This window comes from Cupriavidus sp. WGlv3, from assembly GCF_023952475.1.
Lineage (GTDB): Bacteria > Pseudomonadota > Gammaproteobacteria > Burkholderiales > Burkholderiaceae > Cupriavidus > Cupriavidus phytorum.
This window is the reverse complement of the sequence record NZ_JALHRX010000001.1, coordinates 64,489-79,852: the sequence shown is the minus strand read 5'-3', so window position 1 is coordinate 79,852 and position 15,364 is coordinate 64,489. Positions and strand designations below refer to the sequence as shown.

Annotated in this window: 13 protein-coding genes and 1 tRNA gene; 6 read left to right on the top strand and 8 right to left on the bottom strand. The window is 65.7% G+C overall.

Annotated elements, in window-relative coordinates; translation table 11 throughout:
* Nucleotides 1-75: 75 nt before the first annotated feature.
* Both MKD38_RS00375 and MKD38_RS00370 read left to right on the top strand, forming a co-directional pair.
* Entirely contained in the window at nucleotides 76-501 is a 426-nt protein-coding gene (locus MKD38_RS00375; protein ID WP_252674183.1) for a MerR family transcriptional regulator, read from the top strand.
* Nucleotides 502-556: 55 nt separating this feature from the next.
* Nucleotides 557-633: transfer RNA gene (locus MKD38_RS00370), tRNA-Pro, on the top strand.
* A gap of 832 nt (nucleotides 634-1,465) precedes the next feature.
* On the opposite strand, the gene MKD38_RS31080 is transcribed toward MKD38_RS00370, so the two are convergent.
* Nucleotides 1,466-2,434, bottom strand: a complete 969-nt coding sequence (locus tag MKD38_RS31080) for a fimbrial protein (protein WP_371925600.1) — start codon at nucleotides 2,432-2,434, stop codon at nucleotides 1,466-1,468.
* 650 nt (nucleotides 2,435-3,084) lie between these two features.
* Between MKD38_RS31080 and MKD38_RS00360 the strand changes: the two genes are divergently transcribed.
* Entirely contained in the window at nucleotides 3,085-3,225 is a 141-nt protein-coding gene (locus MKD38_RS00360; protein WP_154676077.1) for a hypothetical protein, read from the top strand.
* Nucleotides 3,226-3,238: 13 nt separating this feature from the next.
* Here MKD38_RS00360 and MKD38_RS00355 read toward each other — a convergent pair whose 3' ends face one another.
* The 3 genes from MKD38_RS00355 to MKD38_RS00345 form a co-directional block, all read right to left on the bottom strand.
* Entirely contained in the window at nucleotides 3,239-3,463 is a 225-nt protein-coding gene (locus MKD38_RS00355) for a DUF2188 domain-containing protein (RefSeq protein ID WP_252674181.1), read from the bottom strand.
* Between the two features lie 268 nt (nucleotides 3,464-3,731).
* Nucleotides 3,732-4,238 carry a cupin domain-containing protein gene (locus MKD38_RS00350; protein ID WP_252674180.1) on the bottom strand — a complete coding sequence of 169 codons (507 nt, stop codon included), beginning with the start codon at nucleotides 4,236-4,238 and terminating at the stop codon, nucleotides 3,732-3,734.
* A gap of 44 nt (nucleotides 4,239-4,282) precedes the next feature.
* Nucleotides 4,283-4,543 carry a hypothetical protein gene (locus MKD38_RS00345; RefSeq protein WP_252674179.1) on the bottom strand — a complete coding sequence of 87 codons (261 nt, stop codon included), beginning with the start codon at nucleotides 4,541-4,543 and terminating at the stop codon, nucleotides 4,283-4,285.
* 184 nt (nucleotides 4,544-4,727) lie between these two features.
* Here MKD38_RS00345 and MKD38_RS00340 point away from each other — a divergent pair, with 184 nt between their 5' ends.
* Nucleotides 4,728-5,114 (top strand): hypothetical protein, encoded by a 387-nt coding sequence (locus tag MKD38_RS00340; RefSeq protein ID WP_252674178.1) that lies wholly within the window; start codon nucleotides 4,728-4,730, stop codon nucleotides 5,112-5,114.
* 504 nt (nucleotides 5,115-5,618) lie between these two features.
* A complete protein-coding gene (locus tag MKD38_RS00330) occupies nucleotides 5,619-5,972 on the top strand; it encodes a hypothetical protein (RefSeq protein WP_252674176.1) in 354 nt (117 codons plus the stop codon).
* Between the two features lie 21 nt (nucleotides 5,973-5,993).
* On the opposite strand, the gene MKD38_RS00325 is transcribed toward MKD38_RS00330, so the two are convergent.
* A complete protein-coding gene (locus MKD38_RS00325) occupies nucleotides 5,994-10,847 on the bottom strand; it encodes an NAD-glutamate dehydrogenase (protein ID WP_252674175.1) in 4,854 nt (1,617 codons plus the stop codon).
* Nucleotides 10,848-11,012: 165 nt separating this feature from the next.
* Entirely contained in the window at nucleotides 11,013-11,582 is a 570-nt protein-coding gene (locus MKD38_RS00320; RefSeq protein WP_252674174.1) for a winged helix DNA-binding protein, read from the bottom strand.
* A 388-nt stretch (nucleotides 11,583-11,970) separates the two neighbouring features.
* Between MKD38_RS00320 and scpC the strand changes: the two genes are divergently transcribed.
* On the top strand, nucleotides 11,971-13,488 hold the full coding sequence (gene scpC / locus MKD38_RS00315; RefSeq protein WP_252674173.1) for a succinyl-CoA:acetate CoA-transferase ScpC: 1,518 nt from the start codon (nucleotides 11,971-11,973) through the stop codon (nucleotides 13,486-13,488).
* A 64-nt stretch (nucleotides 13,489-13,552) separates the two neighbouring features.
* On the opposite strand, the gene MKD38_RS00310 is transcribed toward scpC, so the two are convergent.
* Both MKD38_RS00310 and MKD38_RS00305 read right to left on the bottom strand, forming a co-directional pair.
* The gene (locus MKD38_RS00310) at nucleotides 13,553-13,903 is read right to left on the bottom strand and encodes a hypothetical protein (protein ID WP_252674172.1); all 351 of its coding nucleotides are present in this window, start codon (nucleotides 13,901-13,903) and stop codon (nucleotides 13,553-13,555) included.
* Between the two features lie 316 nt (nucleotides 13,904-14,219).
* Nucleotides 14,220-15,200 carry a tripartite tricarboxylate transporter substrate binding protein BugE gene (locus MKD38_RS00305; protein ID WP_111519754.1) on the bottom strand — a complete coding sequence of 327 codons (981 nt, stop codon included), beginning with the start codon at nucleotides 15,198-15,200 and terminating at the stop codon, nucleotides 14,220-14,222.
* Nucleotides 15,201-15,364 lie beyond the last annotated feature (164 nt).

Genomic DNA, 15,364 nt, shown 5'->3' with positions numbered 1-15,364 from the left:
GGTATTCTTCTGGGCGCGCGCGTGACGCGCGCCAACCTCCTGGCCGGCATGGCCTGACGCTCGTCTACACACTGCATGTCGGACAAACCCAGCGACCGCATCGCGTTGCCGCCGATCCCGGCCAAGCGCTACTTCACCATCGGTGAGGTGAGCGAGCTTTGCGCCGTCAAGCCGCACGTGCTGCGCTACTGGGAACAGGAGTTCACGCAGCTCAAGCCAGTCAAGCGCCGCGGCAACCGCCGCTACTACCAGCACCATGAAGTCCTGCTGATCCGCCGCATCCGCGAGCTGCTCTACGAGCAGGGCTTCACCATCAACGGCGCGCGCAATCGCCTCGACGAAGGCCGCCATCACAGCGCGGCCACGGCAACGCAGGAATCGATGGAAGCCGGCGTGGAAAAAGCGCCGACATTGTCGGTCGACATCGCCGGCCTGCGCAACGCACTGGTCGACGTGCAGCACCTGCTGGCGCAGTTGCGCGAGATTGCAAAGCGCGGATAATTTCCACGTCAGGAGCTAGTCATACGAGAAATGCTTCTGTTATAATCTTTTGCTTCGGGGCGTAGCGCAGCCTGGTAGCGTACCTGCATGGGGTGCAGGTGGTCGGAGGTTCAAATCCTCTCGCCCCGACCAGACAGAACCCGCTTGGTATAAGGCCAAGCGGGTTTTTTATTGGCCCCTTCGGAGTAGCGTCGCTGACCATCTTTCTGGATGACCTCCAATATTCACGCGGCCGGGAGGTGCAGACTCACCGTCGAATCCGGTACCTCGCGCTGCTTGTATGTAGCCCTCGGTAGTCGCGCGATCCGTGTGCGCGCCGGCGACCTGCAGGACCTCGATGTAATAGCCCCCTCCTTCGCGCCCGTGAGAGCCTTTGCCCGGATGTCCTTCACGGTTTAGTCCTTGCTCCCCAGCATCGCAGGGGAAGGTGCCGACGGGCCCAGAAATGCAGGTGTTCGACTGTGCTACCTGACCTGCCAGCGGTCGACCGACATCAGGGAGCTCCGCTGGCTGCAGGTTGACCGCCTCGCCGGCATCATCCACTTCATACCGACCAAGACGGCTGTCAGCGGCGGCGAGGCGGTGGACTGGCTGATCACGCCGGAAATCAACGAGGTGCTGCGCCGTGCCAAGGAGCTCTGGCGCGACTTCGAGGTGCAGTCGCTAACTGGGCGCCATGGGCCCTTGACGGCGATGTCAAATTGTACGAACTGGCCGCCGTCAAATCCTTCGCTTTTGCGGTGCACTGTGACCAGATTCCTCGCTACATCCACTAGGTATATTCATATCCAAATATGAGGAATCAACAACGCTAAACTTTTTATGATCTCGAATCAAGATGCATTCGAGCAAAAGGATGTGCGTTCTATGCAGTGATTCGCTCGCCCGGTCATAGCTTCCGCCAGGAACAGGATCATGAAGGTTCGCGCGACTTCGGGTTAGCGAGCATCGCAGCGGGATCAGATTATTGATAGCTCATTGTGAAGGTAGCGTAGCCAGTCGCCCCGCCCGGTGTCACTGTGCCCGTGCGGATATAGCGTACAGCGAGCGGGATATCCATGCTAGCGACACCGCTTGAATTTCCAACGATAAACTGGTTCGGGTTACCCGCTGCCGCAGTGTCTGATCCGAAACTGATCGGCGCATCCTTGTGGAGAATCTGAAATGCCACTCCGGAAGCGGCGGAATCACTTCCCAAGGTCAAGTTGCTCCCGACGTTGCCTGGCTGTGTGGCATCGGTGACGGTCATGGCAACGACAGTGTCCCCAGAGCAGTTGAGGGTAAGATGAAATCCGGTTTTCTCGGACGTCGAGCCCACCTTAGATAGGGAAGCGGCGCTGATTGTCGGTAGCCTGACGAACACGGAGGTGTTTTGCACTGAGCAAGCCGGAGCAACAACTTGCGTATTACCTGCTATCAGAAGCTGATTGACGATCAGCGAACCATAGGATGCCTGCGCCAGTAGGCTCGGTAGCGTGATCGTTCCTGTCGTAACCGGTCCTATCACGATCAGCTGAAGCCGAAACTGTCCCATGGGTCCATACGGCCACGTTGTTGACCGAACTGTCTCTGAGAACGGTGGCCATGCTAGCGACGCGTCGTTGATAGATCCACCTTGTAGCCAGTTAACCCATCCCACCTTGACGCCTATGCCTTGAACGGAGGTCTGGTATACGTTGGAGTAACCTTGGGCTAGCTGCATTGCAGTCGCATAGCCTCGGGCGACCTGAAAGTCGCCTGTGCCCGAGCAACTTACGGTTGTGGGTCCCGAGGTAACCCAATTACTATCATAGAGGATGGTCCCATTAGGGGTGTTGCGCGGTACGTTGAGTTTGACCGGCGGCGTGAGTGTTGCTGTGCCTAATGTGTTGCCGGTGGTAAAGAGACACTCTGCGAATGCGGGCAAGGAAAGGCACAGGCCCAAGAGGATCATTGCACATAGGCGAATGACGAGAATCCCTTGAGAGGCTAGTTTCTTCGAATGGGAGCACATATCTATCTCACGAGGCTGCCATAAAAGCGTCAGTATTTCAGCCGAAGGAAGAGAAAAAAATCAGGTAAGCCTGATTTGAGGATTGGAAGATTCGCACCGGTTTGGTTCAACGACCGGTTGCAGACTGCCGGGTGCCTGTGCCAGATTAGGAACGGAATCCAAGGCTGGGCATCGCTATACTGTATGGCATCCGGTGTTCAGCCAGTCCTTCACGTCTTCAGGCCCACAACGCCCCATCTACGAAATCTCGACAGAGTTCATCCGGGTCGATGATCCAAGCATCACATGTACATGGGCTGCCTATGGCGTAGACTTCGATTGTCCTGAACCGGTACGACCCGCCGCTCTAGCACGGATTACAACTGGGGAGCCTGGGGAGTTCCAAATCCTCTCGCCCCGACCAGACAAAAAAACCCGCTTGGTAAATCGCCAAGCGGGTTTTTTATTTCCGTGTCCCGGTGGCAAACGCGTGCTACTTCGCGCCTGCAACCAGCGTGGTCTCCGCGTGAGCGCAGGCGTGGCCGTTTTTCGATTCAGCCCGTTGCACCTATAGTTGTGGCACAGCGGACTTCATCGCGACGGAGGCTGTAATGAGCGACAAGGGCAACGGAATCGTCGGCACAACATGCATTGCCTTGGCAGTAGCCGGCCTGGCACTGACCGCATCGCTGGTGCTTGCTTATTACGCGACGCGTGCGCGTGTGGAGGGGCAGCGCGCCAGCGGCGGCTGACGCGCTGGACTTTTCAGCCTTTGATATCGCGAGGATCGCTGCCAAAGCTGTTGCGCATCCGGATGCGGCCGTCACGGCCGTGGACGAGCAGTTCTGCCTGGAGCTGCCGGGCTTTCTCGGTGCCCGCGGCGATCGCGTCTTCTTGCGTCGCGTAAAGTTGGCGCCCGCCCGCGCCGTCTTCGGATTCAATGGCCCAGCCGTTGTCGAGCGGTACGACGTGGATGTTCTTGGCCGGCATGGCGCACCTCCATGGTGGAAGATGCCCCAGTCTCCACGCTGCTTCCCGCGGCCGGTATCGGTGACCGTCTGACAGCGCTGGTGTCTTTTGCGGCGCAGTGGCCGGTATCGGCATCGGCCATGTGACCCCTCGGGCCGGTAATCAGAAAAAGCGCCGGGATACCGGGGTGCTTCGGGCATGGCGACAACGCGTGTGCACGTAGACTGCGCTGGCTGTACTCACCAGCCCGCCCGCACCCCGCCGCGGCGGGCTGTTTTTTTGTGCGGCACTATCGTAGCAGCCGCTGCCACCGCGTGTCATGTCCGCGCACGAGCCCGGCAAGCACCGCCGCGCTGGCCAGTTCGAACTCGCTGAACTGGAAGGCTGGGGCCACGGTGCAGCCGACCAGCGCAAAGTCCTCGGGGTCGCCAGCGTCCACGCGTTCGGCGGCAAACCACTGGCCCCCCGGCACCAGCGCCTGGAAGGCCGCGCCGGGATGCCGCAGCGGGTCGCCCAGGCGCTGGGTGAGGATGGTGCCGTCGACGATACGGTGCACGTCCAGCGGGGTGCCGGCGTGGTAGTGCCACAGCTCGTCGGAGCGGATGCGGTGCCAGGCGGAATAGTCCCTGCCGCAAAGCATGTAGTGGATGGCGGTGCAGGCTTCGCGCGTGCGTCCGTCCTGGCATGCGACGCGTTCCTCGCTGCGATAGGTTTCGCGGTAGTAGCCGCCTTCCGGATGCGGCCGCAGGTCGAGTGCGTGGATCAGCTGGCGGGCGGTCGGGCTCAGGTCTGGCATGGGGGCATGGCGCGCGGCGCATGGGTGGAAGCGGAAGGTGTAGCTTAAAGCAGCGCAAAGCGCGCCTGCGCGGGGCCGACCAGCGCCGGGCGGCTCACCGGATAGCGGTGGCGCATGCCTTGCGCCTCGAACGAGAGGAAGTCCGGGGTCCAGCGCAGCGACTGCAGCTGGCGCAGCTCGATGCCGTCGACCAGGATGGCGCCGGCGTTGACGCAGACGCTGCCGCAGCGCAGGCGCACGGATTCGGTGTCGTCGCCGAAGTAATGGGCTTCGAGCAGGATGGAATCGGACTGGTACAAGGGCATGGCAGTGTCCTGATACTGTATGGATGTACAGTATAGCCGCGGCATGCCGTTCGGTCATCCTCCTGATTCTCAATTTCGGCCCTCGGTGCGCCGGTACGTGATCGTTGCCTGGTATAACCTGAAACCGGTAACAGTCTTCACGACGCTGTCTTGCCGCGACCGCCGGGTCGCTACAGGAGATGCCATGGCTGAAAGCGGAAGCAAAGCCTGCTGGTTCGGCCTGGGCGTGCTGCTTGGCGCGGCGGTCGGGGGCGCGTTGGCACGGTCGGCGCGCACGGCGGCCGATCAGCGCGAACCGCGTCAGTCCGATGCGCCACTGCTGCCTGCCGACGTCACCGCGGACCAGGTGCTGACCGATGCCGCCACCGACGTGCTCGAGTACCGCGGCTTCGTCATCCACGTGTTCTGCCATGCGCTGGGCATGGGGCGCTTCAAGGCGTTGTGCGATATCTGGGAAGCGGGCGCCGTGGTGCTGGAAGGCGGGGCGCCACCGATCACCCATGCCACGCCGGAGGAGGCGCGGGCCGCGGCGATTGCGTGGGCGCAGCAATGGGTGCAGCGCAATGCTTGAAACGCCGGGCCATGCCGGCCGACCGGCACAATTGGCGGCAAATCGACCCGCTCGCGCGCGGCAGGCCTGATAATCGCGTCCGTGCCGGCAGTCGATTGGCACGATCTTCCAGGAGAATTCATGTTTGTGTGTGGGAACCAGGCTTGCGGCGCCAGCTGGGAGCCGGACGAGGTGCAGATCCGCGATGAAGGGCAGGGACTGGTGTTCCGCTGCCCGCAATGTGGCGCGCGCAACCATGTCGTGGCGCGCACGGCCAAAGATGGCAGCACGACCTATCGCCAGGTACCCGCCAGCGCAGCGCAAAAGGCACCGGCGCAGCGGCCCGCCGGAGCACGGCCAAAGGCGCCGGCGAAGGTACCGCGGAAGGCACCGGCCCATGGCCGCGCCAAGCCCGCATCGCGCTGACCGGCAGCGGGCGGGCAGGCCATGTTACCCCACCTGTGTGGGGTCAAATTCACATCGTTGGCGGCTTAAGCTAGTTCAGGCAGGACCGTTAAACACAACATGGACTTTGCCGACCTTCCCAACGACCCCGCTTCCAATGCCGAGCGCATGGGCTGGGCCAACGCTTCGCCCGAAGTTATCGCGAAGGTGTTGAACTCGGCGCTGGCGGCGCAGGACCTGTCCGGGTTTGCCGCGCTGCTGTCGGACATCGCGCGCGACCGCGGCCTGAAGGGCGAGCGCGCGGCGCACCAGTCGATCTACGACATGCCGTACGCGAGCCTGTTGCCGCGGCAGAAGCACCTGCTGTCCGATGCCTTCGAGCTACTGATCCTGCTCGGCCTCGAGCTGCGACCGCGCGGCGCCGATGCCGACGCGGATCTCGGTGCTGACCCTGACGCTGACACCGACGATTAAGCCGCCCGGCATCCGGCGCGGCTAGCTTCGCTCCAGCATGCCGATCTCGCGCACCGCGACCGACAGCATCGACAGCCCTGCCGCCCCCGACGCGCGCTGGTCCGCCAGCATGCGCGTGAAGCGTTCGAGCGCGCCGTGGCGGCTGGCGCGCCAGGCGTCGATCATCGCTTCCGGCGAGGCCTGGTCGCCCGCCTGCGACAGCACGCTGACGGTCAGCGCGCGCTTGAGCCGCCCCAGGTCTTCCAGCGTGGTGGTGCGTGCCAGCAGGTCCCAATGGGTGTCCGAGGGCAGCGCCAGCGCGCGTTCGCGCAGCCAGCTGAAGCTCAGGTGGCTGTCCAGCGCGAAGTAGACCCCCGCCACCAGGTCCAGGCTGCGCTCGCACGCCGTGGCCACTTCGGCGATGTCTAGCGCCGCGGCGGAAATCTCGCTGCCGGCCACGCGCGCGGCCAGCGTCTCGCCCACCCCCGCCTCGATCAGCGCACGCGTATGCTCGGCTAACGCCGCGGCATCGGCTTGTGGCAATAGTTGCGGCAAGCGGGGCCCCAGCCACTGTGCCGCCTGCGCGAAGCGCGCCAGGTCTTCTGTGGCGCTGCTGCCGCTGCGCAGATAGCGGATGAACCACAGGCATGCGCGCTCCAGCAGCAGCGCCACCGAGCCGAACATGCGCGCCTGTTCGGCGTCGGCCACGCGATTGTCGAGCGCGTCGATCTCTTGCCACAGCGCGGTCAGCGCGAACACGTCGCGCGCGATCAGGCACGCGCGCACGATATCGGCGGGTCGCGCATCGGTTTCTTCCATGATCCGGTGCACGAAGGTGGCGCCGATGCGGTTGACCAGCATATTGGTCAGGTGCGTCGACAGGATCTCGCGCCGCAGCGGATGGCGCTGCATGGCCTCGCCATAGCGCTGGCGCAGCGGCACCGGGAAGTAATCCGCAAGCAGGCCGGCGACCAGCGCGTCCTCCGGCACGTCGGAGCCCAGCAGTTCGTCGTACAGCCACATCTTGCTGTAGGCCAGCAGCACCGCGCGCTCGGGCGAGGTCAGCCCTTCGCCGGCCAGCTTGCGCTCGGCTATGTCCTCGTCCGAGGGCAGGAATTCCAGCGCGCGGTTCAGCCGCCCGGCGCGTTCCAGCCAGCGCACCAGGCGCGCCTCGCCATCGAGCAGCGCGCCGCTGCTGCGGCCGGCCACCGACAGCGCCTGGGTCTGATAGTAGTTGTCCTGCAGCACCAGCAGGCCGACTTCGTCGGTCATCTCGGCCAGCAGCTTGTTGCGCTGCTTCTCGGTCATCTCGCCGTCGGCGACCACCAGTCCCAGCAGGATCTTGATATTGACCTCGTGGTCGGAGCAGTCGACGCCGGCCGAGTTGTCGATGGCATCGGTGTTGATGCGGCCGCCCTTGCGCGCAAACTCGATGCGGCCCAGCTGGGTGAAGCCGAGGTTGCCGCCTTCGCCGACCACCTTGCAGCGCAGCTCGTTGCCATTGACGCGCACCGCGTCGTTGGTGCGGTCACCGGCCTGCAGGTGCGTCTCCTGGCTGGACTTGACGTAGGTGCCGATGCCGCCGTTGTAGAGCAGGTCCACCGGCGCCATCAGGATGGCGTGGATCAGCTCGGCCGGCGACAGCGCGCTCGCGGTGATGCCGAGCACCGCCTGCACCTGCGCCGACAGCGGGATGGTCTTGGCGGTGCGCGGATAGATGCCGCCGCCGGCGGAAATCGCCGTGGCGTCGTAGTCGGCCCAGCTCGAGCGCGGCAGCCCGAACAGCCGCGCGCGTTCCTGCAGGCTGCGCGCCGGGTCCGGATCCGGGTCGAGAAAGACGTGGCGATGGTCGAACGCAGCCACCAGCCGGATATGCGGCGACAGCAGCATGCCGTTGCCGAACACGTCGCCCGACATGTCGCCGATGCCGGCCACGGTGAAATCCGTGGACTGGATATCGACGCCCATCTCGCGGAAATGCCGCTTGACCGATTCCCAGGCGCCGCGCGCGGTGATGCCCATCTTCTTGTGGTCATAGCCGACCGAGCCGCCGGAGGCGAAGGCATCGTCCAGCCAGAACCCGTACTCGGCCGAGATCGCATTGGCGAAGTCCGAGAACGTGGCCGTGCCCTTGTCCGCGGCCACCACCAGGTAGGGGTCGTTGTCGTCGTGACGCACCACCTCGGGCGGCGGCACCAGCTCGCCGCCGACGAGGTTGTCGGTCAGGTCCAGCAGCCCGCGCAGGAAGGTCTGGTAGCAGGCGATGCCTTCGCGCAGGAAGGCGTCGCGGTCGGCCGGCGGCGGCGGGCGCTTGACCACGAAGCCGCCCTTGGAGCCGACCGGCACGATCACCGTGTTCTTGACCATCTGCGCCTTCATCAGGCCCAGCACTTCGGTGCGGAAGTCCTCGCGCCGGTCCGACCAGCGCAGCCCGCCGCGCGCCACGCGTCCGCCGCGCAGGTGCACCCCTTCCACGCGCGGCGCGTAGACCCAGATCTCGAACATCGGGCGCGGCTCGGGCAGGCCCGGCACCAGGGCCGGATTGAACTTGAACGACAGGTACGGACGCGGCTGGCCGTCCTCGCCGCGGTGGAAATAATTGGTGCGCACGGTGGCGTTGATCACGCCGAGGAAGAGTCGCAGGATGCGGTCTTCGTCGAGGTTGGGCACCTTGTCCAAAGCCGTGCCGATATCGGCCAGCAGCTTGTCGCAGCGCGCCTGGCGCGCGGCGTCGGCGGCCACCTGGCTGAAGGTGTCGAAGCGTGCCACGAACAGCGCCACCAGCATCGCGGCAATGCCGGCATTGCCGGTCAGCGCGCGTTCGATATAGGCGTCGCTGAAGGTGGAGCCCACCTGGCGCAGGTAGCGCGCGTAGGCGCGCAGGATGGTGACGTCGCGCGCGGCCAGTTCGGCGCGCAGCACCAGGCGGTTGAAATCGTCGTTCTCGATCTCGCCGTGCCATGCGCGCGCGAAGGCGTCCTCGAACAGCGCCTTGACGCGCGCGATGTCGAATTCCGCGGCGCCACCGCCGTCGGCGATTTCCAGTCCGAAGTCGTGCACCCAGACCGGTGCGCCGCTGTCGGGCTCGATCAGGTAGGGGCGCTCTTCATCGACGCGCACGCCCAGGTGCTCCAGCATCGGCAGGCTCAGCGACAGCGCGATCGGTTCGCCGGCGCGGTACACCTTGAAGCGGAACGCAGCCGGCGCGGCTTCGATTGGCCGGTACAGGTTCATCGCCATGCCGTTGCCGCGCCGCGCATGCTCCATCAGCTCGATATCGCGCACCGCGGTGCGCGCCGGATAGTCTTCGCGGTAGCCGGCGGGGAACGAGCCGCCATAGCGCTGCAGCAGCCGGTTGCCGTGCTCTTCGCCGTGGCTTTCGTGCAGCGCTTCGGCGAGGTCGTCCTGCCAGCGGCGGCTGGCATGCACGATGCGCGCTTCCAGCTCCTGCGTGTCGACCTTGGGCATGGTGCCGGGCTCGCCGCGCACGATCAGCTGGATGCGCGCCAGCGGCGATTCCGACAGCAAGGGCGTGAACTCGCAGCTGGTGCCGTGGAAAGCGGCGGTCAGCAGCTTCTGGATCTTCTGGCGCAGGTCGGTGTTGTACTTGTCGCGCGGCACGAACACCAGGCACGAGACAAAGCGGTCGAAGCGGTCGCGCCGCACGAACAGCCGCGTGCGCTGGTGTTCCTGCAGCCGCAGGATGCCGGTGGTGATATCGAACAGCTCGTCCTCGGTCGCCTGGAACAGTTCGTCGCGCGGATACTGTTCCAGGATCGTGACCAGCGACTTGTACAGGTGGCCCTTGGCGAGGAAGCCGGCGCGCGCCAGGATGTTGGCGCACTTGCGCCGCACCAGCGGGATGTCGGCGATTGGCGCCATGTAGGCGGTCGAGGTGTAGAGGCCGACGAAGCGCCGCTCGCCGAACAGCTGCCCGTTTTCGTCGAGCAGCTTGACGCCGACGTAGTCGAGATAGCCGGGGCGGTGCACGGTGGCGCGCGAATTGGCCTTGGTCAGGAAGATCGGCGAGCTGCCTTCGATGATCGCGGTGGCCGCCGCGGGCAGCGGGGTCAGGTCTTCGGCGTCGGGCTCGCGCAGGCTTTCACGCAGGATGCCGGCGCCGGAGCCCGCCACGCCGCGCAGGAAGTAGCGTCCGTCGCGCGCCACCAGCTGGTAGTCGCGCTGTCCCAGGAAGGAGAAATGGTCGTCCATCATCCATTCCAGGAAGGCGCGCGCCTCGACGCTCTCCGCTGAAGCCGCGTCCGGCGCCTGCGCCATCGCGCCGATGGTGGCGCGGGTGATGTCGCACATCTTCGGCCAGTCTTCCACCGCGGCGCGCACGTCGACCAGCACCTGCGAGATACCGTTGCGCAAGGCGTCGAGGCGCGACGACTCGCCGGTGCGGTCGATCTCGAAATGGATAAAGGACTCCAGGCGCGAATTGTCGCCACCCTCGCCGGCGCCGGCAGGGGCGATCCGCTCGATGCCGGTGCCGCCGCGCCAGACCCGGAACACCGGATGGATGGCCGAATGCAGCGCCAGGCCCTGGCGATTGATCTCCATGGTGACGGAGTCGACCAGGAACGGCATGTCGTCGTTGACGATCTCGACCACGGTGTGGTCGGAGTGCCAGCCGTGCTCTTCCAGGTTGGGGTTGTAGACGCGGATGCGGGCGCTGCCGGGGGTGAATTTCTGCGCCGTCTGCCAGTGCGCCATCACGGCGCCGTACAGGTCGGCCACTTCGCGCCGCAGCAGGTCTTCGGCGTCGGCCTGGTCGTAGTAATGCAGCAGGAAGGGCTCGACCACGCTGAACATCGCCGCCGGCAGCCGCCCGCGCGCAAAGTTGGCCAGTTCGTCCAGCAGGTGCGCGACCTTGTCTTCGTTCTCCTGCGGCATGTTCCCCTCCTCGCGGTGTCGATGGGTCGCCGGGGCATGTGCCGGGGCATGCTCATACTTTAGGAAAAATCCGAGTGCCCGGCGCAACAAAGTGGCGGGTACTGGCGATGGCGAGGGAGGGGCACGGACGGGTCCCGGCGGCAAGCCGCGGGACCCGGGCAGCGCTCAGAAGCGCGTGGCGAGGCTGGGGCAGGAAGACGGACGGTGCGCGACCGGCGGCAGGCCGGGGCAGGGCAGCGCCTGGGTGTGCTGGGTGTGCTGGCTGTGCCGTTCCTGCCGGGGAGCCTCGGAGACGGCCCTGACCTGGCGCGAAGTGTGGCCGTCCAGCGTGGATTTCATCCGGTCCAGCAGGCTGCCCAGCGCGGCACGCTCCTGCGAATTGAAGGCCGCGACCGAGACGCTGTGCAGCGCGCTCAGCGCCTGCGCGGTACGTTGCACCCGTGCCGTGGCGCCTTCGGCGATGCGGGGCGCCACCGTCGCGGTGTATTCGATCCAGCCGTCGCGGCGCAGTTCGTCGAGCAGGGTCTCCGATTGCGCGGCTTCGAGCGGCATCGGGCCGGTCAGCGGCAAGCCGCGCTTGAAGGCACCCTGGCGGATGGCCCGCAGCAGCAGCCACTGGGAATAGTTAAGGCCCGAGGCGCGCAGGGTCTGGTCCAACGCACCTTGCCAGGCGGTGACTGCGTCAATCAGGGCAAGGACAACCGGCTCGCTGGGTTCGAGGGGTCTTGGCTGCATGAATGGCGTCTCCTGTTGTGTTTTGCCGCCACCGCAATGCACAGGCACCCGCAGGGGGTGCAAGGGGCCGGAGCATGGCCGGCCCGGGCGGCACGGTCGCCACAGCCTCTGGGGCGGGCTGGGTCGACCGAACGGCGAGACTACCAGAAACTTTTGCCAGATTTGTGACACTGCGGGAATGTCCTGAGGCGGACCCGCACGATAGTGCCGGCGGCTGCGCGCGCCAACCGCCAAGTTATGAAAAAAGCGACTTGGACGGATGACTTTAAATCATCGCTGGAATAGGCGCGGCTGGCTACACTGCCTGCCGGAGACCCCGCAACCAGCCGCCAGGCACGTACGGGGCGAACGGCGCAGGCACCGGCCGGCCGTCAGACCGGAGATCAAGATGTACAAGGAACGCATTCGCCTGGCCAGGCTGGATGACAAGGTAGTCTCGGCCGACGAGGCCGCCGCGCTGATCCGCGATGGCATGACGGTAGGCATGAGCGGATTCACGCGCGCGGGCGACTGCAAGGAAGTGCCGTTCGCGCTGGCGCGGCGCGCGGCCACCGAGCCGCTGCGCATCACCCTGATGACCGGCGCCTCGCTCGGCAACGACATCGACCGGGTGCTGGCTGAGGCCGACGTGATCGCGCGCCGCCTGCCGTTCCAGTCCGATGCCACGCTGCGCCGCAAGATCAATGCGGGCGAAGTCATGTTCATCGACCAGCATCTGTCCGAGACCGTCGAGCAGCTGCGCTCGGGCCAGATCGCGCCGGTGGACGTCGCGGTGGTGGAAGCGGTGGCGATTACCGAGCAGGGCGGCATCATTCCCAGCACCTCGGTCGGCAATTCGGCCAGCTTCGCCATGCTGGCGCGCAAGGTGATCGTCGAGATCAACCTGAACATGCCGCTGGAGCTGGAAGGGCTGCACGACATCTATTTCCCGGTGCAGCGTCCGTACCGCCAGCCGATCCCGCTGATCGCGCCCGCGCAGCGCATCGGCCTGCCGTATATCCCGATCGATCCCGAGAAGATCGCGGCCATCGTCATCACCGCCAAGGACGACAGCCCGTCCAACGCGCTGCCGCCGGATGCCGACACCAGCCAGATCGCCGGCCATCTCAATGAATTCCTGCTGCGCGAAGTGCGCGCCGGGCGGCTGTCGCCGTCGCTGCAGCCGCTGCAGGCCGGCATCGGCACCATTGCCAACGCGGTGCTGCACGGGATGGTCGAGTCGCCGTTCCATGACCTGCAGATGTATTCCGAAGTGCTGCAGGACAGCACCATTGAGCTGCTGGATGCGGGGCGCCTGGCCTTCGCCTCGGCCTCGTCGGTGACGCTGACGCGCGCGCTGTACCAGCGCTTCCTGTCAAACCTGGACCGTTACCGCTCGCGCCTGCTGCTGCGGCCGCAGGAAATCAGCAACCATCCGGAGATCCTGCGCCGGCTGGGGCTGATCACCATCAACACGGCGCTCGAGTGCGATATCTACGGCAACGTCAACTCGACCCATGTGGGCGGCACGCACATGATGAACGGCATCGGCGGCTCGGGCGACTTTGCCCGCAATGCGCACCTGTCGGTGTTCGTGACCAAGTCGGTAGCCAAGGGGGGCGATATCTCCAGCATCGTGCCGATGGTGGCGCACGTCGACCATACCGAGCACGATGTCGACATCATCGTCACCGAGCACGGCCTGGCCGACCTGCGCGGCCTGGCGCCGCGGGAACGCGCGCGCGCCGTGATTGCCAATTGCGCCGACCCGCAGTACCGCGACCTGCTGGGCGATTATTTCCACCGCGCCTGCGCGTACGGCGGCCAGACGCCGCACCTGGTGGAAGAGGCGCTGTCCTGGCATGCCGCATTCCGCGACCGCGGCACCATGCAGCCGGCGCGGCCGGCGCAGGCGCTGGCCGCTTGAGCTCACGCCAACCCTAAAACAAAACAGCCCGCACGCGCGGGCTGTCTGCCTGGACGAAGGCGGGTTACTGCGCCTTGTTACCCTGGCTGGCGGGCGCCTTGGCGCCATCGGTGTAGGGATCGGTCTTGCCCGCCTTGGCGCCGTCGGTGTACGGGTCGTACTTTCCGGCCTTGGCGCCATCGGTGTTCGGATCGAACTTCTTGCCGGAGCTGTTCAGCTGCGACTTGGTCGATTGCTTGGCGCCGTCGGTGTACGGGTCGAACTTGCCGGACTTGGCCGCACTCTGGTTCGGCCCGGCCTTGTTGGTGTGGCTGCCGCTGTAGAGGTCGCCGCCATCGGTGTAGTTTTTCTGCGCATACGCCTGGGTCGCGCCGAGCGCGGCCAGGGCTGCAATGATCAGGGTCTTCTTCAGCATTTTGCAATCCTCGCGAATGACGGTCGCGCAGCGCCTGCGCGAAACCGGTTGGGGCCGGACGTTGGCCGGTCGACTGCCGGCGCGTGTGGCGTAGCACCCGGTAAATGTACCGAGTCGGCGCATGTCCGCAAAGTGAAAGTTTCTTCTAGTCGTATTGAACGTTACCGGCACGGCAGGGGTGCTGCGCGGGATCAAACGCGCCAGCAATAGGAAGAATCTGAGTGGCGCGGCGGGCATTTTCGGAAGCCGCGCAAAAAAAACCGGCTGCCGTGGCAGCCGGTTTCGGGTCGGGGGCGCTTCGCGCCGCCTTGCCGGCTTATTCCAGCGTGATGTTCTGGTCGCGCGCGATCTTCTTGCGCAGGTCCAGTTCGCGCTTGATCTGCGCGGCGTATTGCTGCGGCGTGTTGCCGTCGGTGTAGGCCCCGCTGTCGGCCAGGCGGCGCTTGACGTTCGGGTCCTGCAGCGCCTTGACCGCGGCGTCATGCACGCGCGTGATGATCGCCGCCGGCGTGCCGGCCGGGGCCACCAGCCCGTACCAGGCCATGTTGTTCATGTCCTTCATGCCGGCTTCGGCAAAGGTCGGCACATCGGGCAGGCCCTCGACGCGCTTGGGCGCCGCCACGGCCAGCGCGCGTAGCTTGCCGGCCTGGATATGCGGCATCGACGACGGCAGGTTGTCGAACTGCGCGTTGACCTGGCCGGCCAGCGTGTCGTTCAGCGCCGGGCCCGATCCACGGTAGGGGATATGGACCATGTCGGTCTGGGTAATGTCCTTGAACAGTTCCCCGTCCAGATGCGAGATGCTGCCCTTGCCGGCCGAGGCGTAGCTGTACTTGCCCGGGTTGGCCTTCAACATCGCCACGAATTCCTTCAGGGTCTTGGCCGGAACCTTCGGATTCACCGTCAGCACGTTGGGCACGTTCACCAGGTTGGTGATCGGCGCGAAGTCCTTGAGCGGATCGTACGGGTTCTTGGGATTGGTAGCCGGGTTGGTCGCCATGGTGCTGACCGTGGCGATGCCCAGCGTGTAGCCGTCCGGCGCGGACTTGGCCAGCGCGTCGGCACCGATGGCGCCGCCGCCGCCGCCGCGGTTTTCCACCACCACCGGCTGGCCCAGTTCACGGCCCAGGCCGTCGGACACCGCGCGCGCCACGATATCGGTGGTGCCGCCGGCCGCGAACGGCACGATCAGGCGGATCGGCTTGGCAGGGTAGGACTGGGCGTGCGCCAGGCCGGCGTGGGCCAGGCCGAGGGCCGCGATGCATGCGGCTGCGCCGGCGTTAAGGACTGCTTTCAAGGAGGGCCTCCATTCTTCTTTCACTGATGCGCCAGCCAGGTTGCAGGCGTGTCCGCGGATCGGCTACGGATCCGGCGCCCGCGCTGTCAGGATTTCCCCGGCTGGCATGACCGGGCCGTGCCGGGATGCGGTACGGCCGGCGCCTTGCGATAGTTCCGCGATAC